Annotated in this window: 20 protein-coding genes; 11 read left to right on the forward strand and 9 right to left on the reverse strand. The window is 72.5% G+C overall.

The window, feature by feature from the left end; translation table 11 throughout:
- Positions 1-26: 26 nt before the first annotated feature.
- The 4 genes from ACWEV3_RS19440 to ACWEV3_RS19455 all read right to left on the reverse strand — a co-directional run bounded on the left by ACWEV3_RS19440 (position 27) and on the right by ACWEV3_RS19455 (position 2,533).
- Complete coding sequence (locus ACWEV3_RS19440) at positions 27-848, reverse strand: ABC transporter permease (RefSeq protein ID WP_452615212.1); 822 nt, start codon at positions 846-848, stop codon at positions 27-29.
- Positions 808-1,611 (reverse strand): ABC transporter ATP-binding protein, encoded by an 804-nt coding sequence (locus ACWEV3_RS19445; protein ID WP_452615213.1) that lies wholly within the window; start codon positions 1,609-1,611, stop codon positions 808-810. The genes ACWEV3_RS19440 and ACWEV3_RS19445 overlap by 41 nt, the downstream gene beginning before the upstream one ends.
- Positions 1,538-2,068, reverse strand: a complete 531-nt coding sequence (locus tag ACWEV3_RS19450; protein ID WP_452615214.1) for a MarR family winged helix-turn-helix transcriptional regulator — start codon at positions 2,066-2,068, stop codon at positions 1,538-1,540. Before ACWEV3_RS19450 ends, ACWEV3_RS19445 begins: the two co-directional genes overlap by 74 nt.
- A gap of 99 nt (positions 2,069-2,167) precedes the next feature.
- Positions 2,168-2,533, reverse strand: coding sequence for a DUF6223 family protein (locus ACWEV3_RS19455; RefSeq protein ID WP_452615215.1), 366 nt, complete (start codon positions 2,531-2,533; stop codon positions 2,168-2,170).
- 248 nt (positions 2,534-2,781) lie between these two features.
- Here ACWEV3_RS19455 and ACWEV3_RS19460 point away from each other — a divergent pair, with 248 nt between their 5' ends.
- On the forward strand, positions 2,782-4,011 hold the full coding sequence (locus tag ACWEV3_RS19460) for a sensor histidine kinase (RefSeq protein WP_452615216.1): 1,230 nt from the start codon (positions 2,782-2,784) through the stop codon (positions 4,009-4,011).
- Positions 4,008-4,700: a response regulator transcription factor gene (locus ACWEV3_RS19465; protein WP_452615217.1), complete on the forward strand. Its 693-nt coding sequence runs from the start codon at positions 4,008-4,010 to the stop codon at positions 4,698-4,700. Before ACWEV3_RS19460 ends, ACWEV3_RS19465 begins: the two co-directional genes overlap by 4 nt.
- A 106-nt stretch (positions 4,701-4,806) precedes the next feature.
- Here the strand turns inward: ACWEV3_RS19465 and ACWEV3_RS19470 are convergent, their stop codons facing one another.
- From ACWEV3_RS19470 to ACWEV3_RS19485, 4 genes are all read right to left on the reverse strand, one after another.
- Complete coding sequence (locus ACWEV3_RS19470) at positions 4,807-5,280, reverse strand: RICIN domain-containing protein (RefSeq protein WP_452615218.1); 474 nt, start codon at positions 5,278-5,280, stop codon at positions 4,807-4,809.
- 169 nt (positions 5,281-5,449) lie between these two features.
- Positions 5,450-6,442: a transketolase family protein gene (locus tag ACWEV3_RS19475; protein WP_452615219.1), complete on the reverse strand. Its 993-nt coding sequence runs from the start codon at positions 6,440-6,442 to the stop codon at positions 5,450-5,452.
- The gene (locus ACWEV3_RS19480; RefSeq protein ID WP_452615220.1) at positions 6,439-7,314 is read right to left on the reverse strand and encodes a transketolase; all 876 of its coding nucleotides are present in this window, start codon (positions 7,312-7,314) and stop codon (positions 6,439-6,441) included. Before ACWEV3_RS19480 ends, ACWEV3_RS19475 begins: the two co-directional genes overlap by 4 nt.
- A gap of 99 nt (positions 7,315-7,413) precedes the next feature.
- Complete coding sequence (locus tag ACWEV3_RS19485) at positions 7,414-8,760, reverse strand: MFS transporter (protein ID WP_452615221.1); 1,347 nt, start codon at positions 8,758-8,760, stop codon at positions 7,414-7,416.
- A gap of 215 nt (positions 8,761-8,975) precedes the next feature.
- On the opposite strand from ACWEV3_RS19485, the gene ACWEV3_RS19490 reads away from it, so the two are divergent.
- The 8 genes from ACWEV3_RS19490 (at position 8,976) to ACWEV3_RS19525 (ending at position 17,525) form a co-directional block, all read left to right on the forward strand.
- Positions 8,976-9,797: a sugar phosphate isomerase/epimerase family protein gene (locus ACWEV3_RS19490; RefSeq protein WP_452615222.1), complete on the forward strand. Its 822-nt coding sequence runs from the start codon at positions 8,976-8,978 to the stop codon at positions 9,795-9,797.
- Between the two features lie 25 nt (positions 9,798-9,822).
- Positions 9,823-10,599, forward strand: coding sequence for an SDR family NAD(P)-dependent oxidoreductase (locus ACWEV3_RS19495; RefSeq protein WP_452615223.1), 777 nt, complete (start codon positions 9,823-9,825; stop codon positions 10,597-10,599).
- Between the two features lie 15 nt (positions 10,600-10,614).
- The gene (locus ACWEV3_RS19500) at positions 10,615-12,339 is read left to right on the forward strand and encodes a dihydroxyacetone kinase family protein (protein WP_452615224.1); all 1,725 of its coding nucleotides are present in this window, start codon (positions 10,615-10,617) and stop codon (positions 12,337-12,339) included.
- Positions 12,336-12,800 carry a ribose-5-phosphate isomerase gene (locus tag ACWEV3_RS19505; protein ID WP_452615225.1) on the forward strand — a complete coding sequence of 155 codons (465 nt, stop codon included), beginning with the start codon at positions 12,336-12,338 and terminating at the stop codon, positions 12,798-12,800. Before ACWEV3_RS19500 ends, ACWEV3_RS19505 begins: the two co-directional genes overlap by 4 nt.
- A gap of 35 nt (positions 12,801-12,835) precedes the next feature.
- Positions 12,836-13,567 (forward strand): GntR family transcriptional regulator, encoded by a 732-nt coding sequence (locus tag ACWEV3_RS19510; protein WP_452615226.1) that lies wholly within the window; start codon positions 12,836-12,838, stop codon positions 13,565-13,567.
- Between the two features lie 195 nt (positions 13,568-13,762).
- Positions 13,763-15,145 (forward strand): sugar porter family MFS transporter, encoded by a 1,383-nt coding sequence (locus tag ACWEV3_RS19515; protein ID WP_452615227.1) that lies wholly within the window; start codon positions 13,763-13,765, stop codon positions 15,143-15,145.
- A gap of 1 nt (position 15,146) precedes the next feature.
- Positions 15,147-16,934 carry a hypothetical protein gene (locus ACWEV3_RS19520; protein ID WP_452615228.1) on the forward strand — a complete coding sequence of 596 codons (1,788 nt, stop codon included), beginning with the start codon at positions 15,147-15,149 and terminating at the stop codon, positions 16,932-16,934.
- 198 nt (positions 16,935-17,132) lie between these two features.
- Positions 17,133-17,525, forward strand: a complete 393-nt coding sequence (locus tag ACWEV3_RS19525; RefSeq protein ID WP_452615237.1) for a winged helix-turn-helix transcriptional regulator — start codon at positions 17,133-17,135, stop codon at positions 17,523-17,525.
- Positions 17,526-17,543: 18 nt separating this feature from the next.
- On the opposite strand, the gene ACWEV3_RS19530 is transcribed toward ACWEV3_RS19525, so the two are convergent.
- The gene (locus ACWEV3_RS19530) at positions 17,544-18,422 is read right to left on the reverse strand and encodes an alpha/beta fold hydrolase (protein WP_452615229.1); all 879 of its coding nucleotides are present in this window, start codon (positions 18,420-18,422) and stop codon (positions 17,544-17,546) included.
- Between the two features lie 113 nt (positions 18,423-18,535).
- Between ACWEV3_RS19530 and ACWEV3_RS19535 the strand changes: the two genes are divergently transcribed.
- Entirely contained in the window at positions 18,536-21,775 is a 3,240-nt protein-coding gene (locus ACWEV3_RS19535; RefSeq protein ID WP_452615230.1) for a BTAD domain-containing putative transcriptional regulator, read from the forward strand.
- The last annotated feature ends 149 nt before the right edge of the window (positions 21,776-21,924 follow it).

A 21,924-nucleotide genomic window follows, 5' to 3' on the forward strand; every position in this document is an offset into this window, starting at 1 on the left:
GGGCGCGCTGGCCGAACACTGCCCGCTCAGCGCGCCAAGCGCCCGAGCAGGGCCGCCGCGATGCCGATCATGGCGCCTGCGGCGACGACCAGGACGCCGAAGTCCAGCGCCAGGTGCGCGGGCGTGCCGATCAGCAGTCCGCGCAGGGCGTCGACCTCGTAGCCGAGCGGGTTCGCGTAGTTGACCGCCTTCAGCCACCCCGGCATCAGGTCGACCGGGTACAGGGCGTTGGAAGCGAAGAACAGCGGCATGGTGATCGCCTGCCCGATGCCCATCAGCCGGTCCCGGGACAGCACCAGCCCGGCGATCGTGATGGACAGGCAGCAGAAGAAGGCCGAACCGAGGACCACCACGGCGCCCATCGCGAGCAGGTTCACCGGGTTCGCGGTGAGGCCGACGCCGAGCAGCGCCGCCAGCACCAGCACCACGAGAGCCTGCACCAGCGCGCGCACCCCGGCGGCGAATGCCTTGCCGGTCACCAGGGCGACTCGCGGAGTGGGTGTGACCAGCAGTTTCGCCAGCACTCCCGCATCCCGCTCCCAGATGATCTGGATGCCGTAGAAGATCGCGATGAACAGCGCCGACTGCGCGAGGATGCCCGGCGCGAGGAAGTCGAGGTAGGGGACGTTCCCGGTGGGGATCGCGCGCAGCCCGGTGAACACCTGGCCGAAGATCAGCAGCCACAGCGCGGGCTGCACGGCCCTGGTGAGCAGCTCGGCCCGGTCGTGCCGCAGCTTCTGCAGCTCCACTAGGCACATCGCCGCCACCCGCGCCGCCACCAGGCCCGGCGGGCTGCGCCGCACCGGTTCAACCGAGGCGGCCGGAGGTGCGTCGAGTCGCGCGGACATCTCGCATCCCTTCTCCCGTTTCCTCGAAGGTGTCGTCGGTGATCGTCCGGAAGACGTCGTCCAGCGTGGCGTCCGGTCCCACGGCCGCCTTGAGCTCGGCGGGGGTTCCCCGCGCCCGGATCCGCCCGCGGTGCATCAGGGCGAGCCGCTCGCAGTGCTGGTCGGCCTCGTCCATGTAGTGCGTCGTGACCAGCACGGTCATCCCGGTCTCGGCGCGGATCCGGGCGATCCGGTCCCACACGCCCTCCCGGCCGATGGGGTCGAGGCCGATCGTCGGCTCGTCCAGCACCAGCAGCCTCGGCCCGCTGACCAGAGCCTGCGCGAGTTCGAGGCGGCGCACCATGCCGCCGGAGTAGGTGCCGGCCAAGCGTTCGGCGACGGCGGTGAGCCCGACCGCGCCCAGCGCCGTGCGCACCGCGGAGCGCCGCTGCGCGCGCGGAACGTCGAAGAGGCGGGCGAACAGCGCGACGTTCTCCCACCCGGTCAGCGACCCGTCGGCCGAAAGCTGTTGCGGCACATAGCCGATCAGCCGACGCGCCGCCAGCTTGCGGCGTGCCGCGTCGACGCCGAAGATCTCGACCGTCCCCGCCGCGGTGGGCAGCAGCGTGGTGATCGCCCGGATCGTGGTGGTCTTGCCCGCGCCGTTGGGACCCAGCAGCCCGAACACCTCGCCGGCCCGGACGTCCAGGTCAATCCCGTCGACCGCGACCTGCTCGCCGAACGACTGCCGCAGGCCCCGGCACCGCACCGCCACCTCGGTCATCGGCGCCACCTCCTTCCAGCGCGAGGACCAATGCGCGCAACCCGCGCAGGGCATCGGCGACCGCCTTCTGATCCGCCGCGGACAGCTCGGCGAGGGCGTCGCCGACCAGGCGGGTCCGCGCCTGCCGCCAGGCGGCGACCCGGTGCGTGGCGGCGTCGGTCAGGTGCAGCCGTACCGCGCGGCGATCGGCCGGATCGGTCTCGCGGCGCAGCAGGCCGACCCGGGTGAGCTGGTTGACCAGGGTGCTCGCGGAGTTCGCCGCCATGCGCAGCCGGAGCGCGGCACCGGCCACGCCGACGCCCGGCTGCTGCTCGACGACCTGCAGCAGTTCGACCTGCGCGCCCCGCAGGTCCGGCATCGGCAATTCGGCGCGAAGGCTGCGCCGCACGACCCGCCGCAGGGTCGAGATCACGGTCGTCAGCTCGTCGGCGACGGCCCATGAGTCCACATCGCCCACCCGACAAAGCTACCTCTCATTGCGAGGTATCGGCGGATCACGGCGAGACGCGAGGTGCGGGAGCGAATCCCCGTGCCGCAGGGGAATTCCCCGCGGTCGTCACGACGCGGCATCACGCCCCGGTCGGCGGGAGCGGGCCAAGGCCAGTCCACCTAGGACCGTGCCGAGCACACCGACCAGCACTGCCACGATCGCCCCGGCGAACCCGTTGCCGGTGCCGAGACCACCAGCGGAGTTGGCCGCGTGCAGCCCGCCGACGATCGCGCTGATCGGGCCCAGCACCAGGGCTGCGCCGGCCCAGGCTCGCCGGTTGCCTGCGCCGGCGCGCTTCAGGGCCAGCCCGCCGAGGACCGCGCTGACCAGACCGATCACGGCGGCAGTGGTGGGCACGGCTCGCCCCGCGCCGAGGTCGTAACCGCCGATTGCGGCGGCGACGTGCGCGGCGGGCAGGAGGAGGACGGACATCGAGGATCCCTTCGGTCGGCCGCCGGCAGCACGTGCACCGGCCGCACTCGGTCGACGACGCCGGTGGAGGCTTTCGTCGATTGGCTGCGAACGATCGTTGCGCCTCGACGTCCGGACGTCCTCCGTCGGCAGGCGGCGACGGATACGGAGTTCGGCGTAGGTGGCCCGCTCGGGACCGCGCTCCTCGACGTAGCCGGCCGCGCAGCCGGGCGGAGTGGTTTCCCGGCCGGGAACCCTATGATCGCGACATGCCGGACCGCGTCGCGTTATTCCGCCTGCCCGCCTGGGCGCAGGACTTGTTGCTGGCGCTGTTCATCACCGCGATGCAGGTCCAGGGCACCGCATCTCGCGCCGCCCGCGATCCCGAATCGGTGCTGCGCCCCCTCACCGACCTCGGGCACCTGGGATACGTCCTGCTGATCGCCGGTGGCGTGGTCGTGGCCGTGCGTCGCCGTTGGCCCGTCGCGGTGTTCGGCGCAACCGCACTCGCCAGCGCGGCTTACTACGCCCTCGACTTCCCGGACGGGCCCGGATGGCTCGGACTCTTCGTCGCCACCTACACGCTCGCCGCCTTCGGCGACGGACGCCGCTCGCTGGTGATCGCCGGCACCGGCATCGCGGTCCTGGCCGCGTGCTGGCTGATCGCTGCCGCCGACATCGAACCACCGGCGGCCATCGGCTGGGTGTTCTTCCGCATCGGTGCGTCGGTCATGAGTGCAGCGCTCGGCGAGAGCGTCCGCTCGCGGAGGTTCATCGCGGCCGAGGCGCTGGCGCGCGCCGAGCTGGCAGAGCGAACTCGCGAGGAGGAAGCGCGGGCCCGGGTCGACGAGGAACGGCTCAGGATCGCGCGGGAGGTCCACGACACGGTCGCGCACGCCATCGCCATCATCAACGTCCAGTCCGGAGTCACCGCGCACGTGCTCGACAAACGGCCGGAGCGAGCACGCGAGACCCTGGAGGCGATCGAGCGGACCAGCGCCCGGGCGCTGCAGGAGATGCGGACCATCCTCGGGGTCCTCCGGGACGACGGCGACGGCCGCGTCCCGAACCCCGGCCTCGGGCAGATCGATGAGCTCACCGCCAAGGCGCGGGAAGCCGGGCTCGAAGTGGAACTCGCGGTGAGTTCGCCGCCGGAGGTCCCCAGCGCGGTGGGCAGCGCCGTGTACCGGATCGTGCAGGAATCGATCACCAACGTGATCCGCCACGTCGGCCCGACCCGGGTCGCGATCGTGCTGGACCACGACGCCGACACCTTGGAGGTCCGCGTGGCGGACGAGGGCGGACGAGAACGAACAGGCATGGCCGCACCGCATCCGGGCGGGAACGACGGCCGGGACGAGCCCGGCCGCGGGATCGTCGGGATGCGCGAGCGCTGTCGGCTGCTGGGCGGCGAACTCGAAGCCGGCCCGATCCCGGGCGGCGGTTTCGCCGTCACCGCGAGACTGCCGTTGGCCCCGACCGCGGTGGTGGGCGCATGAACACCGCGACAGCCGCGTCGAAACGCGGTGCGCCCATCAAGGTGCTGCTCGCCGACGACGAGCAGCTGGTGCGCTCCGGTTTCAGGCTCCTGCTCGACCTGGAGGACGACATCACGGTGGTCGGGGAAGCCACCACCGGCGCCGAAGCCGTGGAGCTGGCCCGCACCGCGCGCCCGGACGTCGTGCTCATGGACATCCGCATGCCGGGGATGGACGGCATCCAGGCCACCAGGCGGATCGCCACCGCGAACGGGCTGCAGCACGTCCGCGTCCTCATCCTGACCACCTACGACACCGATGACCACGTCTTCGAAGGCCTGCAGGCCGGCGCCAGCGGGTTCCTGCTCAAGGACGCCGGCCCGGCCGAGCTCCTGCACGGCGTCCGAGTGGTCGCCGCCGGCGAATCCCTGCTCGCGCCGCGCATCACGCGCCGCCTCATCGCCCACTTCACCGCGCGGCGGACCGCCGGCGACGCCGCCGAACGCCGGCTTTCGGTCCTCACCGAACGGGAACGCGAGGTCCTGGCGCTCGTGGGCCGGGGCATGAGCAATGACGAGATCGGCGCGGAGCTCTTCGTCAGCCCGGCCACCGCCCGCACCCACGTCAGCCGCGCCATGGCGAAGCTCGGGGCCCGCGACCGCGCACAACTGGTCGTCGTCGCCTACCAGACCGGACTCGTCACCCCGTAGCGATCGCGACGCGGCGACTGCGGGCACAGCGCGAGGCACGGGCCGCTAATCCGGTCGTGGGTCTTCCGGGCGGCCGCAGCGGCCCGGAAGACCCGCGGCACTCGGTTCAGCTCGCGGTCAGGCCCCACTGCTGCGCCGGGTTCTCCGGGTCGCAGGGGAACAGCCGCACGTCCGACCCGCTCAGGTGGCCCAGGCAGGTGTTGGTGTCCATGTGGTGCAGCAGGCTGCCTTCGTCGGCGGCCTCCGCCCGCCACTGCTGGGTCGGGTCGTAGGAATCGCACGGCATCAGGCGCACGTTCGGGCCGCCCGCGTGCCCCATGCAGCTGTTCGTGCGGTTGATCCGGATCAGCTCCGAGTGGCCGAGGTACTCGCGCGACCAGTTCTGCTTGGGATCGCTCGGGTTGCAGTCGGTCAACGTGATCGCGTAGCCGTCCGGGCTCTGCAGGCACGTGCCCGCCGCCACGTTGCTGAACGACGCCTCCAGGGGAGCGGGCGCGGCTGCCGCGACCGGCAGTGCGGCCGATCCGCTCAGGCACAGTGCGCCCAAGGCCGCCAGGGTCCAGTGGCTCGCATTCCGCAATGAACTCACCTCAATCGAGAAGTAGATTCACATCGCACGCGCTCTTCGGGCACGTGCGTCACCGAGTTCACTGCGATCTCGCCGAAAACCCCGCAATTCACCCCACTGTGGGCGAGCGGTGGCCCGCGGGCCGGGAGCCGGGTACGACGCCGGGTCCCGGCCGTCGCGGTCAGCCGAGGGCGTCGAGGACCTTGCTGACGATGGCGCCGGTAGCGAGGCCGTAGCGCTCGTGCAGCGTCGGCAGGGCACCGGCGTCCAGGAAGGCGTCGGGCAGCGCGATCGGCACGATCCGCTTGCCGAGCCCGCGGCTGACCACGGCCGAGGCGACCGTCTCGAAAAGCCCGCCCACCACGGTGTGGTTCTCCAGCGTCACCACCAGCCGGTCGGAGTCCACTTCGGACAGAACGGTGTCGGCGTCGAACGGCTTGATGGTCGGCGCGTGCACCACGGCGACGTCGACCCGGTGCTTCGCGAGCTCCTCCGCGGCCTGCAGCGCCCGCATCGTCATCAGTCCACTTGAGACGAACACGACGTCCGAACCGCCGCGCAGCACCGCTGCCTCGCCGAGGCGGAACGAGTAGTCGTACTCGTCCAGCACGGTCGGCACCTTGCCGCGCAGCAGCCGCAGGTACGTCGGCCCTTCGGCGGCGGCCAGCTGCGGCACCGCCTGCTCGATGTCCACCGCGTCGCACGGGTCGACGATGGTGAGGTTCGGCATGCCGCGGAAGACAGCCACGTCCTCGGTCGCCTGGTGGCTGGGCCCGTAGCCGGTCGTCAGGCCCGGGAGCCCGCCGACGACGTTGACGTTGAGGTTCGGCTCGGCGATGTCCAGGCAGAGGAAGTCGTAGGCGCGCCGGGCGGCGAAGACGCTGTAGGTCGACGCGAACGGCACGAGCCCCACCTCGGCCATCCCGGCGGCCGCGCCGAGGAGCAGCTGCTCGGCCATGCCCATCTGGAAGAACCGGTCGGGGTGGGCCGCGGCGAACACGTGCATGTCGGTGTACTTGCCGAGATCGGCGGTCAGCCCGACGATCCGGTCGTCCGACTCGGCGAGCGCGGCCAGCGCGTGGCCGAACGGGGCGCTGGTGGTCCGCTGCCCGGGGTCGGCGAAGGAGGCGATCATCGCGGAGGTGGTCAGCCGCTTCGGGGTCATGGCGGTCATCGTGTCTGCTCTCCCGGGTGGTTCTCGGTCAGCTGCTCGCGGCACAGCTGCCACTCGTGCTCCTCGATCCGCATGAAGTGCGCCTTCTCCCTGGCCTCCAGCAGCGGGACGTCGCGCCCGATCCTGGTGTCGCAGAGGATCACCGCCGGCTCGCCGACGGGCGCCGATCGCCGCGCGGCGGCGTCCAGCGCGCGCAGCAGCGCCGGCACGTCATTGCCGTCGACGCGCTGGGTGAACCAGCCCGCCGCGGCCCACTTCTCCTCGGCGGGCTCGATGCCCAGCACGCCCTTCGTGGGCCCGTCCGCTTGCAGCGCGTTCATGTCCACGACGGCCAGGATCCGGCCGAGCCGGTGGTGGGCCGCGCCCATCGCGGCCTCCCAGGTGGAGCCCTCGTCCAGCTCGCCGTCGGACAGGAAGTTGACGATGCGGGGCCGCTCGCCCCGCAGCCGGGTGCCGAGCGCCATGCCGACCGCGACGGTGAGGCCGTGCCCGAGCGAGCCGCCGGAGATCTCCATGCCGGGCGTGTAGGAGGCCATGCCCGACATGGGCAGCCGGGAGCCGTCGGCGCCGTAGGTCTCCAGCTCGTCGACCGGGATGGTGCCGGCCTCCGCGAGCGCGGCGTACAGGGCGATGGCGTAGTGGCCGGTGGACAGCAGGAACCGGTCCCGCTCCGGCCAGTGCGGGTCGTCGGCGCGGAAGCGCAGCTGGTCGACGTAGAGCGCGGCGAGGACGTCGGCGACGCCCAGCGCCTGCCCGACGTACCCCTGGCCCTGCACCTCTCCCATGTCCAGCACGTGGTGCCGCATGCGGAAGGCCGCCGCACGCACCCGGTCGGCGCGCGCCGTCAGGTCGCTGCCGGTGGCGATCGTCATCGTGTTCCTCTCAGGCAGTGGAAGCGGTCTCGGAGACTGTTGGCGAAGTCGGTTCTGCCACCCGCGCCGCCACGCAAGACGCGTCTGGAAACAGGCTTCTCAGTGCGCGGCGGCGGGCCGGGGCTCGTCGTTCTCCGCGCTGCGGCGGAGCGCTTCCTGCCGCACCCGCTTGCCGAAGGTCTCCCGGGTCAGCAGGGCGGCGACCAGGCCGAGCACCGAGTAGGCCAGGAACAGCAGCGCGGGACCCATCCAGCCGAGCGCGAGGAACAGCAGGGTGGTGACGAACGGCGTGAAACCGGAGATCATCGCCGAGATCTGGTAGGCCAGCGAGGCGCCCGAGGAGCGGGTCTTCGCCTGGAACAGCTCCGGGAACCAGGCGCCCTGCGAGCCGGCCAGCGCGTTCTGGCAGACGCCGTAGGAGATGACCACGGTGGCGATGATCGCCAGCACCGAGCCCGTGTTGACCAGCAGGAACATCGGGATCGCCCAGGCCGCACCGAAGAGGCAGACCCAGACGTACACCGGACGCCGTCCGATCAGGTCGGTCAGCCAGCCCCAGCCGATCGTGGCGAAGATGCCGATCGCCGAGGCGATGCACAGCGACAGGATCGTCTCGCCGCTGGTGGCCAGCTTCTCCGACTTCAGGTAGGAGATCATGTACGTGATGGCCACGGCGTAGCCCGCGGTCTCGGCGATGCGCAGGCCGATGCCGCGCAGCAGGTTCCGCCAGTCGTCCTTGATCACCTCGACGATCGGCGACTTGACGATCTCGCCCCTGTCCCGGACGTCCTCGAACACCGGCGACTCGGGCACCTTCGACCGCACGATCAGCCCGATGATCACCAGCAGCAGGCTGGCCAGGAACGGCACGCGCCAGGCCCAGTCGCCGGGCAGCGCGACCGAGCCGAGGAAGACGAGGTTGGCCAGCAGCAGCCCGATCGGGAAGCCGGCCTGCACGATGCCGGTGAACTTGCCCTTGCGCAGCCACGGGGCGTGCTCGTAGGTCATGAGGATCGCCCCGCCCCATTCGGCGCCGTAGGCGATGCCCTGGATGATCCGGACGGTGACCAGCAGCGCCGGGGCGAGCACGCCGGCCTGCGCGTAGGTGGGCAGCAGGCCGATGGCGAACGTGGCCAGGCCCATCACGATCAGCGAGGCGACCAGCACGGGCTTGCGGCCGATCCGGTCGCCGAGGTGGCCGCCGATGACGCCGCCGAGCGGCCGGGCGATGAACCCGACGCCGAGCGTGGCGAAGGCCGACAGGGTCCCGACGATCGGTGAGGCGTTCGGGAAGAACGCGGTGCCGAAGTAGAGGGCCGCGGCGGTGCCGAAACCGATGAAGTCATAGCTCTCGATCACGGCGCCCGCGGTCGATCCCCACGCCACCCGGCGCACGTCCGGTGTGCCGTGCACCGGCCCGCTAATGCGCAGCGGTTCCGCGCTCATCACTCACCTCTTCATTGGGGTAGTTCGACGTTGCCGACACCGGCTCAGCAGTGTCAACACTGCGGGAGATATTCAGCTCTATTCGCTGCTTTGTCAACAGTGATCTGTCGAGTAAAACTGCTGTCACGAGCGATGATGCCTATGCTTGACGAGATGCTCTTGTGTGTTGACAGGGCGCTGTTAACATCTCCGCATTCGCTGCTTGAGGAGGAACCTTGTCGGACCGCTGGCCCGGGTGCTCGACCATCAGCTTCCGCCACCTCGGGCTGTCCGAGGCGCTCGGCGTGATCGCGGGGTGCGGCTTCGCGGAGATCGATCTGGGCGCGCTGCCCGGCGTGTGCGACCACGTGCCCTACGAGCTGACCGAGGCCGCCGTGGCCGAGGTGGTGTCGACGGTGCGGGCTGGCGGCCTCGCCGTCCGGTCGGTCAACGGCGACATCGGTGACCTCAACCTCGTGCTCGACGCGAACGCCGCCCGGGAGCGGGAGACGCACCTGCGCCGCCTGCTCGATCTGACCGCGGGCTGCGGCGCGGATGCCCTGGTGCTGCCGTGCGGCACCCAGTCGCACGAGCCGGTGACCGGCCTGGACGAAGACCTGGATCGCGTCGCGGGCGAGCTCGCGCGGGCCGCCGGGCTCGCGAGCGCCCACGGCGTGGCGATCTGGGTCGAGGCGCCGCACTTCTTCCGCCTGTGCGCCGACGTCGACCTGGCCGCGAAGCTGATCGAGCGGCTGGATCCGGCGGTGGGCGTCGTGCTCGACACCAGCCACATCGTGGCCTCCGGCGGCGACCCGGCCGCCTTCGCGCTGCGGTTCGGGCCGCGGCTCGCCCACGTGCACCTCAGGGACGCCGTCCCCGGCGGGATCAACCACAGCATCGGCAACGGCGTGGTCGATTTCCCCGCCGCGTTCGAGGCGCTGCGCTCCGCCGGTTACGGCGGATCGTTCGCGCTCGAACTCGAAACCCGCGATGTCACCGACGACGAACGGCCCGCCGCGGCGGTGCGCGCCGCCGAGTACATCGCGACCCTGCTCTGAATCGTCGACCGAAGGAGGACCAGCAGTGACCAGCATCCAGCGCACGGCGGTGGTGACGGGCGCGGCCGCGCCGCGAGGCATCGGGAAGGCCGCGGCACTGCGGTACGCCCGCGAGGGGTGGGCCGTCGTCGTGCTCGACCTCGACGAACCGGCTGCGAAGACCGCCGCCGAGGACATCGCCGCGCGGACCGGCGCGACGGTGTTCGCGCACGGCATCGACGTCGCCGACGAGCCGTCGGTGCAGGCCGCCTACGACGCGGTGCGGGCCGAGGTGGCCGCGGGCCGGCTGCCCGCTGTCGGCGCGCTGGCCAACATCGCGGGCATCACCTCGCCGGTGCCGTTCCTGGAGACCACGCTCGAGTTGTGGAACAAGGTGCTGGCGGTCAACGCGACCGGCACCTACCTGGTCACCAAGGCGTTCCTGCCGGATCTGATCGAGGCGGGCTGGGGGCGCATCGTCACCATGTCGTCGGTGTCGGCCCAGCAGGGCGGGGGAGTGTTCGGCAAGACCCCGTACTGCGCCGCGAAGGCCGCCATCCTCGGGTTCACCAAGTCGCTGGCCAAGGAGCTCGGCGCGGCCGGGATCACCGTCAACGCCGTCGCGCCGGGCGCGGTGGACACCGACATCCGCGCGGGCGCGACCACCCCGGAGCTGGAGGACGCCATCACGGACGGCATCCCGATCGGCCGTCAGGCCACAGTGGACGACGTGGCCGCGGTGATCACCTGGCTGTCCACCGACGACGCCGGGTACCTGCAGGGCACCACGATCGACATCAACGGCGGATCGTTCCTCCACTGAGGACGGATGGGTGACATGACGTATCTGTGGGACGATCCGGCCACGTTCGCCGACGACGCGCTGGCCGGGTTCTGCGATCTGCACGCCGACCTGGTGCGGCAGGTGCCGGGCGGCGCGGTGCGGAGGGCCCGCCCGCGGCGCCCGAAGGTCGCGGTGCTGCCCGGCGGCGGCTCCGGCCACTACCCGGCCTTCTACGGGATCATCGGCCCCGGCCTGGCGGACGGCGCGGTCAGCGGCAACCTGTTCACGTCGCCGTCCGCGCAGGACGCCTACTCGGTGGCGATGGCCGCGCAGTCCGGTGCCGGAGTGGTGTTCAGCTACGGCAACTACGCCGGCGACGTGATGAACTTCGGCCTCGCCACCGACCGGCTGCGGGCCGAGGGGATCGCCGTCGACAACGTGGTGGTCACCGACGACATCGCCAGCGCCCCGGCGGCGGAGGCCCAGCGGCGGCGCGGGATCGCGGGCGACTTCGCGGTCTTCAAGATCATGGGCGCGGCCGCCGACGAGGGCATGGACCTCGCCGGGGTCGTGCGGGTGGGCCGGAAGGCCAACGAGCGCACGCGCACCATCGGCACCGCGTTCGCCGGGTGCACCTTCCCCGGTGCGCCAGAGCCGCTGTTCAGCGTGCCGGACGGGCAGATGGGCCTGGGGCTGGGCATCCACGGCGAGCCCGGCCTCCGGGACGTTCCCCTGCCCTCGGCCGGGGAACTCGCGGCCGACTTCGTCGGCAGGCTCCTGGCCGAGAAGCCCGCGGACGCGGGGGAGCGGGTGGCGGTGCTGCTCAACGGCCTCGGCGCGGTCAAGCAGGAGGAACTGCTCGTGCTGTGGCGGCCGGTGGCCGCGCTGCTGCGCGAGTCAGGGCACGTCCCGGTGCTGCCCGAGGTGGGCGAGCTCGTGACGAGCCTCGACATGGCGGGGGTGTCGCTCACCGTCACGTGGCTGGACGACGAACTCGAACGCCTGTGGGCGGCACCGGCGTGGACACCGGCGTTCCGGCGCAGCCGGACGGCCGACGAGCCGGAGGCGGCGGTCCAGCCCGAGGCGAGCGAGCCGGAAACGACTGCGCCGGTGTACTCGCCCGCCCCGGCCGAGTCCCGCGAGCTCGCGGAACACGTGCTCGCGGCGCTGCGCCAGGTGGCTTCGGCGCTGGGGGAAGCGGAAAGCGAGTTGGGTGCCATCGACGCCGTGGCGGGCGACGGCGACCACGGCCGCGGCATGGTCCGCGGCATCGGCGCCGCGCTGGCCGCGGCCGAGGAAGCCCAGCGGGCCGGGGCGGGAGCGGGGGACTGCCTCGCCGCCGCCGGGGACGGCTGGGCGGCGCGCGCGGGCGGCACGTCCGGCGTCCTGTGGGGCGCCGGGCTGCGGGCCGCCGGCGAAGCCATCGGCGACCGCGGCGGCAGCGCGGAAGTCGCGGCCGAGGCGGTGGAAGCCCTGACCACCCGCATCACGACGCTCGGTGGCGCGGCGGTCGGGGACAAGACGCTGGTGGACGCACTGGAACCGTTCCGGGCCGAACTGCTGTCCGCCGTCGCTGCCGGTGCTCCGGCGGCCGCCGCGTGGTCGCGCGCAGCCGAGGCCGCCGACAAGGCGGCCCGGAACACCTCGGAACTGGTGCCGCGCAAGGGACGGGCCCGGCCGCTGGCCGAGCGCAGCATCGGCACGCCCGATCCCGGCGCGGTGTCCACTGCCCTGATCGCCCGGACGATCGCCGACCACCTGACGGGAGAACTCCGATGACCTACCGGATCGCGATCGGCTGCGATGACGCCGGACTGGACCACAAGGAACGCCTCGCCGCCGACCTGCGCGCCGATCCCCGGGTGAGCGAGGTGATCGACCTCGGCGTGCACCGCGACGCCGACGACGTGCACCGCCCGTACCCGGAGATCGGGCTGGCCGCGGGCGAGGCCGTGCGCGCGGGCACCGCCGACCGGGCCGTGCTCGTCTGCGGCACCGGCATCGGGATGGCGCTGTCGGCCAACGAGGTGCCCGGCGTGCGGGCCACCACCGCCCACGACTCGTACTCGGTGGAGCGGTCCGTGCTGTCCAACAACTGCCAGGTGCTGGCCCTCGGGCAGCGGGTGGTGGGGCTCGAACTGGCCCGCCGGCTGGTGCGCGAATGGCTCGGTTACGAGTTCGACCACCGATCGCCCAGCGCGGCGAAGGTAGAGTTGATTGCCGGGTACGAACGGTGCTGAGCGCCGTCGGTGGCGCGGAACCGAGGAGGCTGCGAGTGGTGAGCCGTCAGGCGCAGGCAGGCCGGAACCTCCGGCAGATGGCCGTCGACGCCCTGCGGAAGGCGATCACCACCGGCACGTTCCCGCCGGGCACCCACCTCGGCGAGGTGCAGGTGTCCGACCAGCTCGGCATCAGCCGCGGCACGCTGCGCGAGGCGCTGCGCGAACTGCAGCAGGAGGGCCTGGTCTCCTACGGCGATCGCGGCCGGGTCGCGGTCCGGCAGATCGACGAGAAGGACATCATCAACACCTTCACCGTCCGGGCCGCGCTGGAAGCGGTGGCCGGTGAGACGCTGGCCTCCAGCTACTACCGGGAACAGCACTGCCAGAGCCTGCGCGCCGCCGTCGACGACATGGCGGCGGCCGCGCAGGTCTCGCTGGAGGCGCAGATCGAGGCGGACCTGGCCTTCCACGAGCTGCTGTGCGAGCTCACCGGGAACGACGCGCTGCTGCGGTCCTGGAAGCTGCTGGAAGGCTCGATCCGGATGTGCATCATGTACCGCGGCCTGGAGCGAGCGCTGAGCAACATGAGCGCCGACCGCCACCTGGAGATCGTCACGGCGATCGAATCGGGCGACCCGGTCAAGACGCAAACGGTGATCCAGGACCACATGGTGGCAACGGCGCAGGCACTGCTGTTCGGTACCGTCCGCAGCCGCCGGCCGATCAACATCCTGGGCGATGCCCCGCCCGCGGAGCAGGGAGAACGGCCCGAGGCGCAAGCCTGACCCCGGCCGGGCGTCCCCGGCTCGGTCCCTTGTGGACGAGCACCGCTCGTGGGCGGGCTGCCGACGCGCACCACCAGCGCAGGTATTGCGGGCCGGTATGCGGGGTACCAGGGGTGTGGTGGGCGCGTCGAGGGGGCGGCGCGATCGGAGTCTGCTCGTCCCTCCCCGGTGCCCGTTGCCGCGTGGAGGTGGTCGATGGCAGCGCCGTCCTCGAAGTCCCGGGTCACCCGGCGCGTTTACGCGCTGGGGTCGCTGGCGGCGATCCTCTTCGGCTACGACAACGGGATCATCTCGGCCGCCATCCTGTTCATCCCGCACGAGCTGCCGCTCACCCCGCTGCTCAAGGGAACCGTCGTCAGCTCGACCGTCGTCGGGGCGATGGTGGGGGCCTTGGGCAGCGGGCCGGCGGCCGACCGGCTCGGGCGGCAGCGCGTCCTGCTCGCCGCCGGGGTCGTGTTCGCCATCGGCGCGCTCGGCGCCGGGGTGGCGCCGACGGTCGCCGTGCTGGTGCTGTTCCGGTTCGTCATCGGGCTCGGCATCGGCATCGCCTCGGTGGTGGTCCCGCTCTACCTGGCGGAGATGGCGCCCGCCGGGCAGCGCGGCGTGGTGACCTCGCTGAACCAGTACATGATCATCGTGGGCACGGCGCTGGCCGCCGCCACCGGTTACGGGCTGGCGTTCGTCGCCTCGTGGCGGTGGATGATCCTCATCGGTGTGTTCCCCGCCGTGGTGCTGGTCCTGGGGTTGCTGGCCGCGCCGGACACGCCCCGGTCGCTGGTCCGGCGGGGACGCCCGGAGCAGGGTCGCGCGCTGCTGGCCGGCCTGCGCGGCGATCCGGCCGCCGCCGACCGGGAGCTCGCCGAGATCACCGAGCTCGAACGCCAGCAGCGGGACGCCCGGCTCGGCGCCCGGATGTCCGCGCCCTGGGTGCGGCGGTTGCTGCTGCTGGGCGCGATGCTCGCCGTGTTCCAGCAGATCACCGGCATCAACACGATCGTCTACTACGCGCCCGGCGTGCTCACCACCTTCGGGGTCTCCGAGGTCACGGCGCTGCTGTTCACCTTCCTCAACGGGCTGCTGAACATCCTGACGATCGCGGTCGTCGTGCGGGCCGGGGTGGTGGACCGCTGGGGCCGCAAACCCGTCCTGCTCGCCGGGCTGGTGGGCATGTCGGCGAGCCTGTTCGCGGTCGGCGCGGCGGCGCTGGTGCTGCCCGGTGAATCCCCGGCTCTGTTCGGGATCGCCGTCGCCGCCTTCGTCGTGTTCACCAACACCTTCTCGGCCACCTGGGGGCCGGTGCTGTGGGTGGTGCTGGCGGAGATCTTCCCGCTGGCGATCCGCGGCGCGGCGATGGCCGTCGCCACGCTGTTCAACTGGCTCACCGACTTCTTCGTCTCGCTGACCTTCCCCACGTTCACCGCCCTGGTGGGCGCCGGGGTCGTGTTCATCGCCTACGCCGCCGCGGGCGTGATCGTCTTCCCGATCGTCTGGTGGTGCGTGCCGGAGACCAAGCAGCGGAGCCTGGAATCGCTGGAGCGGGCCTTCCGGCGGGGCACCCGCTTCCGGCCGGAGGGATGACGTGGACCGGCGCGAGTTCGTCAAGCTCTCGCTCGCGGGCGCGGGCGCGGTGCTCTTCGGCGGCGTGCCGCGTGCGGGCGAGGCGCAAGGCCTGACCGTCGCCGATCCGGCCAGCACCTTCTTCGCGACCGCGTTCAGCGACTACGCCGCCACCGTCACCACCGACAGCACCGGCGACCTGTGGCCGACCTGCTGGGCGGACGACGACTACGTCTACACGGCCAACGGCGACGGCCAGGGATTCGGCGACGAGCCGATGGCGGCCATCGTGGTGAACCGGATCGCCGGAACGCCCGAGACCGGCCTGCGCGGCGAACGGCTGGCCGCCGGCGACGCGGTCGCCAAGCCCCACGCCGATCCCAAGCTGTACAACGCGAAACCCACCGGCATCGTCGCCGTCGACGGCAACGGCGACGGCCGGGACGAGCTGTACCTGGCGGTGCAGGACCTGCGCTTCGCGCCCGCGTCCACGGCGTTCGACGACGCCGTGGACGCCACCGTCGTCAAGTCGGAGGACTACGGGCTCACCTGGCAGCAGCCGTCCCAGCCGATGTTCACCGGCCACGTCTTCACCACCGTGATGTTCCTCGACTTCGGCCGCAGCCAGGAGCACGCCCGGTCGCTCGGCCCGGAGAACGCCGGGTACGTGTACGCCTACGGCCTGGACGGCAACTGGCGCGACTCCTACAGCAACGAGGTGACTTCGCCGACGAACCTCTACCTGGCCCGGGTTCCCCGGAACTCGATCCAGCAGCGGGACACCTGGCGGTTCTACGCCGGGGCCGGGAGCGACGGCAGTCCACGGTGGAGCGCGGGCATCGGCGAGAAGGCGCCGGTGCTCACCGACGATCGGCGGCTCTACACCGGTCTGTACGGCGAAGGCCGTCGCGATCTGACCGTGATCTCCCAGGGCGGCGTCCTCTACAACGCCCCGCTGCGCCGGTTCATCTACACCTCGTGGACCGAGTACACCTTCGAGTTCTACGAGGCCCCGGCGCCGTGGGGGCCCTGGCAGCTGTTCATGTCGAAGGACTTCGGCGCCCAGCCCTGGTTCGGCCGCCCCGGCCGCGTCCGGCTGCTCCCCGTGCCGGGCGGCCACGACGTGCCGAAACCGGAGACCGGCGAACCGAAGCCGCCCTGCGCCGGGCCGAAGAACGGCGGCTACGCGCCCACCATCCCGGCCAAGTTCGTCTCGGCCGACGGGACGCGGATGTGGTTGCAGTCCAACTGGTTCCTGAACGTGGCGTGCGGGCTGCCCAACTACGAGTTCTCGCTGCGCCGCTTCCACGTTTCCCCGCGCAGGCCCGGCGATCCGGGGCGAAACCCGCCCGACCCGGCGGACAACCTCGCCGCCCCCGGGAGAAGCCCGTTCCCCATCGAGAAGTCGGCCCACTACGGCCACGGCGACTACCTCAACAACGGCGTCCGGGAGGAGAGCGAGGACAGCTTCGACGGCGCCCGCAAGCAGGCCGACTTCTGGGGGTACGTCTGGCAGGACGAGTACTGGATCGACCGCGTCGTCTACACGACCGGCAGCATGTTCTCGGATGGCGGCTGGTTCGCCCGCGACCTGACCGTGCAGGTCCGCCAGGGCGCGAACTGGGTGGGCGTCAGGGGCCTGACGACCGCTCCCGCGTACCCCTACGACAGCACCGCGGGCCCGAACAAGACCTACGTGCTCGCGTTCGACCCGATCGCCGGGGACGGCGTCCGGATCATCGGAGTCCCCGGCGGCACGGCGACGTTCACGTCGATCGCCGAGCTGGAGGTGTACTTCGACGGCCGGTGACCAGTGCTGCGGGGCGAACTGGGCGAGCAGGCCCCCGACCGGGTCGGCGCCGAACAACATGTCGAGGCTTTCGGCGGTGCCGTGCTCGTCGAGGACCCGCGTCGCTTCGCCGCCGGGGTGGAACTGCTCTTGGCGGCCCGGACACCGGAGGTGGGTACGCTTCGTGATGACGCACTTTTCGGGCGAAGGGGGAGCCTCGTGGGAACGGAGCAGGCCGGGCGGGCGCCCGCGGACGCCGATGCGGTGCGCGCCGACTCCCTCGCCCGCGAGATCTTCACGGGCGTGGCCAACAAGTGGTCGCTCCTGATCATCGAGGTCCTGCGGGACCGCACCCTCCGCTTCACCGAACTGCGGGCCGAGGTGGATGGCATCAGCCACAAGATGCTCACCCAGACCCTGCGAAGGCTCGAACGCGACGGCGTGGTGCACCGCACGGTGCACCCCACCGTGCCGCCGCGCGTCGAGTACCGCCTCACCGATGCGGGCCGGTCGCTGCGCGACACGGTCAACGGCATGTGCGCGTGGAGCCGCACCCACCTCGACGAGATCGAGGCGTCCCGCCACCGCTTCGACGCGCAGCAGCACGCCTGAGCCGCGCCCGGGGCGCCGTCACCTGGTGAGGAGTTCGCGCAGGGCCTTGGTGACCTCCGCCGGGGCTTCTTCGGCCATGAAGTGGCCGCAGGAGACCGGGACGTGGCGGAGATCGGGCGCCCATTCGCGCCAGAGGGCGGCGGCGTCGAAGCCGAGCACGGCGCCCCAGTCCTGCTGCAGGACGGTCACCGGCATCCGCAGCCGGTTCCCGGACTTCCGGTCGGCCTCGTCGTGCTCGACGTCGACGTGGGCCGATGCGCGGTAGTCGGCGACGATCGAGGTGACCGCTTCGCGGGAGGCCGCCAGGTAGGCGGCGCGGACGTCGGCGGGGATGGCGCCGGGGTCCTGGGTCCAGATGTCGAGGAAGTGGCCGAAGAACGCGTCGGCGCTGGCGCCGATCATCCGTTCCGGCAGGCCGGGCGGCTGGGCCATCAGGTAGAGGTGGAAGCCCACCGCGGCCGAGGTGCCGTGCATGACGTCCCACATGTCCAGCGTCGGCAGCACGTCGAGCGAGGCGAGGTGGGTGATCGTCTCGGGGTGGTCGAGGCCGGCGCGGATGGCGACCAGGGCGCCGCGGTCGTGCCCGGCCAGCGCGAAGCGCTCGTGGCCGAAGGCGCGGGCGAGGGCGACGACGTCGGCGGCCATGGTGCGCTTGGAGTAGGCCTGGCCGTCGGTGTCGGAGGGCTTGTCGCTGTCGCCGTATCCGCGCAGGTCGGGGCAGATGACGGTGTGGTCGGCGGCGAGGTCGGCGGCGACGTGCCGCCACATCAGGTGGGTCTGCGGGAAGCCGTGCAGCAGCACGATAGGGCTGCCCGAGCCGCCCACGGCCGCGTTGAGCGCCACGCCGTCGGCGACGGTGACGCGCTGGTAGTCGAATCCGGTGATCGTCGGTGCCATGGTGGGCCTTCCTCGTTTCGCGTTGACCCGTCGAGCCTGCGCGCGGCCGATCAACAACCGGTCAACGGCGGCTCAGTGCCCGGGTTCGCGCGGCGGCTTATACAGTGCGTGGCGTGTCTGTGCAGGTGAGCGCGTCGAGGGTGACCTTCGGTGTGCTCGGTCCGCTGGAAGCGGTCGGTGCGAGCGGTCCGGTCGACCTCAAGGGACCGCTGCACCGCGCCGTGCTCGCCCGGCTGCTGATCGCCAGGGGCCGGGTCGTGCCCCTCGCCCGGCTCATCGACGACCTGTGGGACGACCCGCCGGAGAGCGCGGTCGGCACCATCCGGACCGTCGTTTCCAGCTTGCGCCGAGCCCTCGAACCGGACCGGCCGCCCCGGTCGCCCGCCCGGCTGCTGGTGACCGCGGCGCCGGGCTATGCGCTGCGCGCGGCATCCGGATCGGTGGACGCCCAGCGGTTCGAGGCGGCGGTGGGCGACTCCGCGTCCATGCTCGCGGCGGGGCGGGCCGATGCGGCGCGGTCCACTTTGGACGAGGCCTTGGCGCTGTGGCGGGGGCCCGCGTTCGCGGAGTTCGACGACCGGGCCTGGGCGCGTCACGAGATCTCGCGGCTCGACGAGCTGCGCCTGCTGGCCGTGGAGCGGCGGGCGCAGGCGGCCTTGGCGCTGGGGCGGGCCGCCGAGGCGGTGCCCGATCTGGAAGGCCAGGTCGCCGAACACCCCTGGCGCGAGACGGCCTGGCAGCTGCTGGCGCTCGCGCTCTACCGCAGCGGGCGGCAAGGCGACGCCCTGGGCGTGCTCCGCGAGGCGCGCAAGGTCCTGGCGACCGAGCTGGGCGTGGATCCCGGCTGGGACCTGCAACGGCTGGAGGCGGACATCCTCAGCCAGGCGCCGCACTTGTCCGCGGCGCCCGTCCCGGCCGGCGCCGACCAGCCGGTCGAGCCGCCGATCGTCGGCCGCAGGGCCGAGCTCGCGCAGCTCGCGGCCGCCGGCGCACGCGGCCGCCTGGGGCTGGCGCTGATCTCCGGTGAGGCCGGGGCGGGCAAGACCGCGCTCGCCGAAGCCCTGACCGACGAGCTGGCGGCCGCCGGCTGGATCACCGCCTGGGGGCGCAGCCCGGAGCAGGACGGCGCACCGGCCGGGTGGCCCTGGACGGAGATCACCACCGCCCTCGCGGCCGCGGGGCATCCGCCGCCCGTTCCGCCGGCAGCGGGCGAAGACCCCGCCGCGGCGCGGTTCCGGATGCATCGGGAGGCCGCCTCCTACCTGTCCGCCGTCGCCGAGCGCGCACCCGTGCTGCTGGTCTTCGACGACCTGCACCGGGCCGGTGAGGAAACCCTTTCCCTGCTGGCATTCCTGGCGGCGGCACCCGTCGACCGGCGGGTGCTGGTCGTGGGGACCTACCGCAGCACCGAGATCTCCGCAGCGCTCACCGACGCGCTCGGCCGCTTCGCCCCGGCCGAACCGACCCGGGTCTACCTGGGCGGTCTGGCGGAGTCCGAAGTGGACGAACTCGCCCGCGCGGTCACCGGCCGGGAGCTGGATGCCGCGACCACCAGCGCGATCCACCGGCGCAGCGGCGGCAACCCGTTCTTCGTCCGGGAGCTCACGCGGCTGTTCGAGGCGGAGGGGAGCAAGGCGCTCTCCGGGATTCCGGCGGGCGTGCGGGACGTCATCCGCCGTCGCCTGGCGGGGCTGCCGCAGCAGGCGCGCACGGTCCTGCGCCAGGCCGCGGTCGTCGGCCGCGACGTCGACCTCGATCTGCTCGTCCCGCTGGCCGGGGACGAGGACCTGGTGCTCGACGTGGTCGAATCGGCGCTGCTCATGGGATTCGTCGCCGAACCGGGCCCGAACCGGCTGCGGTTCACCCACGAGCTGATCCGCGACACGCTCTACGAGGAAGCGCCGCGCCTGCGCCGGGCCCGCTGGCACGCCGCCATCGCGGAGACGATCGAGCAGCTGCGGCCCGGCGAGGTGGAATCCCTGGCGCACCACTACTTCCACGCCGACGACCGCCGGACGGCGGGCCGGGCCGCCCGCTACGCCAAGGAGGCGGCCGAGGCGGCCGAGCGGCGGTTCGCCCCGCACGAGGCGGCGCGGCTGTGGCGGCAAGCGATCGCGGCCCACGACCGCTCCGGGAGCGGCGATGCCCGCGCCCGGCTCGAACTGATCACGGGCCTGGTGCGGGCCCTCGCCGTCGCGGGCGGGCTCGACGAGGCCCGGCGGCACCGCGCCGAAGCGATCGCCGCGGCCGACGAGCTCGGCGATCCCGAGCTGACGGCGCGGGTGATCGGCGCGTTCGACGTGCCCGCGATCTGGACCCGCAACGATGACGAAGACGTTGCGCGGCAAGTCATCGAGGCCACCGAGCGCACCCTGGCAGCCCTGCCGGACGACCGGGCCGAAGCACGCGGCCGGCTGCTCAGCACGCTCGCGCTGGAACTGCGCGGCACGCGGGCGCAGCGCGGGCACGAGGCCGCCGTCGAGGCCGAGGCGATCGCCCGCGAGCTGGACGATCCGGCGCTGCTCGCGTTCGCCCTCAACGGCCGGTTCATGCAGTGCTTCCAGCGCACCGGGCTCGCCCCGCAGCGCGCCCGCATCGGCGCGGAGCTGGTCGAGCTGGCGGAACGCCACGGCCTGGTGACCTTCGAGGTGCTCGGCCGCCTGATCCTGATCCAGGCCCACTGCGCGCTGGCCGAGTTCGCCGCCGCCGACGCGCACGCGACGGCCGCCGACCGGCTCGCCCAGCGCCACGAGATTCCCCTGGTGGGAGTGTTCACCGAGTGGTACGCCGCGCTGCGGCTGGCGGTTTCCGGCCAATCGGCGGCGGCGGAAGCCGCTTACCGCGCGGCCGCGATCCGGTTGCGGGGCACCGGGATGCGGGGCATGGAGCAGGGAGCCCTCCCACTCGCCCTGCTGGGACTGCGGCTGCCGGATATGTCCGAAGTGGACTGGAACGCGGACTGGGGCCCGTACGGGGATTGGGTTCGCCCGCTGGGCCTGCTCGCCGCCGGTCACCGCGAGCAGGCCCGGGAAGCGGCGCGGGCGCTGCCCGACTCGCCTCGCGATCTGCTCTACGAGGCACGCCTGTGCCTGGAAGCCGTGCTGGCCATCGGCCTCGCGGACCGCGAGATGATGGCGCGGGTCTACGAGCTGCTCCAGCCCGCCGCGCGCGAAATCGCCGGTGCGGCCAGCGGCCTGCTCGTGTTCGGCCCCGTCGCGCAGTACCTGGGCGACCTGGCCGCCGCGATGGACCGGCGCGAAGCGGCCGGGAACCACTACCGGCAAGCGGAGGCCGTCGCGCGGCAAGCCGGGGCGCCGCACTGGATCGCCGCCGCCCGCGCCCGCCTGACCTGAGGAGTCGTTTCCGAGTGGTGCGCGGGCACGTGTGGGACGTGGCCGCCTGGGGAGCAGAGCGCCGGTTCATCGCGGCGGCCAGGTCGCCCAGGTACTGCGCGACGGGGCCGAACACGAGCAGGCCGCTGGCCGCACCGGCGATTTCGCGC

The sequence above is a fragment of the Saccharopolyspora sp. NPDC003752 genome (genome assembly GCF_053605825.1).

Bases quoted from the DNA above. Each gene is read 5' to 3' on its own strand.
- ACWEV3_RS19440 (WP_452615212.1), bottom strand. From the start codon at position 848: ATGTCCGCGCGACTCGACGCACCTCCGGCCGCCTCGGTTGAACCGGTG.
- ACWEV3_RS19445 (WP_452615213.1), bottom strand. From the start codon at position 1,611: ATGACCGAGGTGGCGGTGCGGTGCCGGGGCCTGCGGCAGTCGTTCGGC.
- ACWEV3_RS19455 (WP_452615215.1), bottom strand. From the start codon at position 2,533: ATGTCCGTCCTCCTCCTGCCCGCCGCGCACGTCGCCGCCGCAATCGGC.
- ACWEV3_RS19460 (WP_452615216.1), top strand. From the start codon at position 2,782: ATGCCGGACCGCGTCGCGTTATTCCGCCTGCCCGCCTGGGCGCAGGAC.
- ACWEV3_RS19465 (WP_452615217.1), top strand. From the start codon at position 4,008: ATGAACACCGCGACAGCCGCGTCGAAACGCGGTGCGCCCATCAAGGTG.
- ACWEV3_RS19475 (WP_452615219.1), bottom strand. From the start codon at position 6,442: ATGACCGCCATGACCCCGAAGCGGCTGACCACCTCCGCGATGATCGCC.
- ACWEV3_RS19480 (WP_452615220.1), bottom strand. From the start codon at position 7,314: ATGACGATCGCCACCGGCAGCGACCTGACGGCGCGCGCCGACCGGGTG.
- ACWEV3_RS19485 (WP_452615221.1), bottom strand. From the start codon at position 8,760: ATGAGCGCGGAACCGCTGCGCATTAGCGGGCCGGTGCACGGCACACCG.
- ACWEV3_RS19500 (WP_452615224.1), top strand. From the start codon at position 10,615: ATGACGTATCTGTGGGACGATCCGGCCACGTTCGCCGACGACGCGCTG.
- ACWEV3_RS19505 (WP_452615225.1), top strand. From the start codon at position 12,336: ATGACCTACCGGATCGCGATCGGCTGCGATGACGCCGGACTGGACCAC.
- ACWEV3_RS19515 (WP_452615227.1), top strand. From the start codon at position 13,763: ATGGCAGCGCCGTCCTCGAAGTCCCGGGTCACCCGGCGCGTTTACGCG.
- ACWEV3_RS19530 (WP_452615229.1), bottom strand. From the start codon at position 18,422: ATGGCACCGACGATCACCGGATTCGACTACCAGCGCGTCACCGTCGCC.